Annotated in this window: 1 protein-coding gene; it reads left to right on the top strand. The window is 57.4% G+C overall.

Going from position 1 to position 2,931, the window contains the following annotated elements; translation table 11 throughout:
- Positions 1-714: 714 nt before the first annotated feature.
- A partial coding sequence (locus WCS52_19425) for a hypothetical protein (protein ID MEI6169360.1) occupies positions 715-2,931 on the top strand: 2,217 nt, incomplete at its 3' end.

Below are 2,931 nucleotides of genomic sequence, written 5' to 3'. Positions count from 1 at the left end.
GCCGATGCCGAGCCGGTCATGGGGGCTCCGAAATGGAATCCGACCCGGGAATTCAAAGGCGGTGTCGCCGGATCGCTAGGGCCCCGGGGCCGAAGCCGACCCCGAAAATTGGGGGGCCGGAATGGAAACCGACCCCGGAAATTCAACGGTGGGTGCGCCGGGCCGGTGCGACCCTGGGCCGATGCCGAGTCGGTCATGGGGGCTCCGAAATGGAATCCGACCCGGGAATTCAAAGGCGGTGTCGCCGGATCGCTAGGGCCCCGGGGCCGAAGCCGACCCCGAAAATTGGGGGGCCGGAATGGAAACCGACCCCGGAAATTCAACGGCGGGTGCGCCGAGTCGGTTGCCGCCCTGGGTCGATGCCGACACAGAAAGGTGGTGGCGCGTCCGCCAGATTTGGGAGCGCGAATGCACGCGCAGCTGGGCTCAAGGGGTATTGGCTATCCAATAACTTGAGTCGAGTCCGGATTTATCCGGATCCAATGGGGGAACCGCCGACGGGCGGGGGCAAAGCCCGGCACCGCGCCTTCAGAGCGGGCTCCCGGCAGGGCAAGAGTTGGGGGCTGGAAAAAACGACAAAACCCCGTTTTTGGACATTTTTGCCAGCCCCCCTCTTGAGTCGGAAACATACATAAACTTGACAAAACTACATTTTCAACTCAATTGAGTAGCATGGGAGGCGTAAATCAACCTGGTGGCAGAAGTGGAATAAAGATGTCCTGCACGAGCAAGGCCATCAATACAGAAAGGGCTGACGGTCATTTAATGCGGAAAGGGGATCTCGCGCGGGACTCAATCAAGCAATTGAAGGAGTTCATCAATCCGATGCGCCTCAAGGCGGGGTTGCCCGAACTGGAAGTGCCAAAGCTACAGGTGGACGATACGATCTCGGATTACGAGGAAGGGGACCAACTGGGTGTCGAAAGAGGGGAATTGATTTTGGAACAGCGTCTCTATTTTCGGGATGCGGACGGCAAAGTTATAGGCGAGGCGCATGATGGCGACGAATGTGTAGCCGCTCACAGCAGGATCCGTCGTGAGCGTGAGGCTTACCGAGATCTCGATGGTCGCTTGGTTCAGGCTGGTAAGGTTGCCAGCATCCGCAAGGGCAAATACATGGATACCCCAAGAGGAAAAAAAATGCGCCCCCGGCAAATCAAGGAGCGCAAGGCATCTGGTGTGTTGAAGTCCATCATGGTGCGACTCATGCCTCATGAAGGTGAAATTGCAGGGCGGCACCTCACACTGGAAGACCTTGCCAAGGCGATGGACCTGACTGTGGAAAATCTCGAAGAGGCAGTGGGCTGCGAAGCGGTGTCGGCGGTTGCACACCGAATGAGAAACCGAGACTGCCACCTCCATATCCAATTCACGATGATCAAGCCGTATGTGGAAACCGCCTGGAAGTTGGGGAAAATTTTGAAGCCCTGGCGCGAGAAGGCTGCCGCCATGGCCCGCTCCTCGCTGGCGGAAGAAAAGGTCTTGAATCCCGGTCCCAGTGCAATCGGTGCGAGAAAGAGGGCTCTGATTGCTTCCAAAGAATTGGAACCCGAGCCTGTCGCCGGAATTGAATTTCGCAAGATCTCGGGCAAACGCTCGCTACAGCAGGATGCCATTCTCGGCTATTCGTTCCGGCATAAGTTGAATCTGGTTCGGTTGGCTGAGGAAGGCGGGGATCCCGCGTTAGCAGACCGCGTCATTTGTCGAAAAGACGGCCCCGGTCGATTCAGGACGATTGCAACTGCGGATGATAAGGATCTGGAGGATCGGTATTTGGACCTGTGGTTGGAGAGGATATGGCGGGGTGCCATCAAGGATCGGCTTCCGCCGGAGATTGTTACAGAAATGGCGTCTGCGGGCATGGCTGCCGCAGTCGACTACGCGACCTTTGGAACCACTTCGGTCGAGGAAAAACACTTGAAGGATCGCAAGGATGAACTGGAAGAAATTGGCAAAAAGGCGCTCTTAGACATCGACACTGCGGAAAACGCCAGAGAACTGGCCGAGTCGGCGGCAAGGCGTGCGGACGAAGCCGCCCGGGAAGCGGAGGTGGGGATCGCCGAGTTGGCGACCCGCCAGGCTGAATTTGACGCCAGGGCTGAGGCTTGGGAAACAGAAGTGGCGCAACTCCAGGCCGACATTGAGGCGGATCGCCGGAAAGCCGTCGCCGAATTGGCGGCTGCAGGGATGGCTCGGACTCGGGCAGAAGACGCGGCTCGGAAGCAGGCGGAAACTAGTCTGGCTGCGGCCAAGCGGGAAGAGGCAGAAGCCGAGCTTCGAGGGTTCCAACGGGTCTTTGCCAAATTGTTTCCGGGCAAAAAGGCGAAGGCCGAAACGGTTGTGGAAATCGAAAGAGAATTGGAGTCAGGTATCGTGGGAATCCGTCAAGAGGCCGAGATTGGTGCCTGGGCAAATGTTCTCAAGTTCTTTGGCAGGAGTGAAGTTTCGAAGGATGCGACGGTGGAGACATTGGCTCAAGATGTCAATAGGGCCATTGTTGGTCGAATTGTCGCTGGTTTGGCTGCTGGAGTGGCTAATGTATTTCGGATTTTCGGCCGGGAGGCTCCGACTGTGAAGACGCAGGCCGACGCTAATACGGTGTTGGCTGATGCAGCCGAGGCATATACCGCAGATGCCCGCCGGGACGGCCTGGCTTTGGCGGTGTCCAGGATTCGGGGGGTAGAGGTTTCTGCGGTCGGGGAGATGGATCCGGCTGCATTGACCTCGGAAATCGAGAGAGAAGCCGTAAAACTCAGGGAGGGTTTGGTTGCCCCAACATGGTCAGCTACAAACTCGCTGGCACAGTATGTTTTTGGAGGCAGTATGGCCAAAGTTCTGAAGGGGGGAAACCAAATCGTGCAGGAAATGAGAAATCTACTGAAGGGGGAGTTTGACCGGCGTGGCAAAGCGGAGGTTGAGCTTGAGAAGGCG

Source organism: bacterium (genome assembly GCA_037128595.1).
GTDB lineage: Bacteria > Verrucomicrobiota > Kiritimatiellia > CAIKKV01 > CAITUY01 > JAABPW01.
This window is presented reverse-complemented; position numbering and strand designations above follow the sequence as displayed.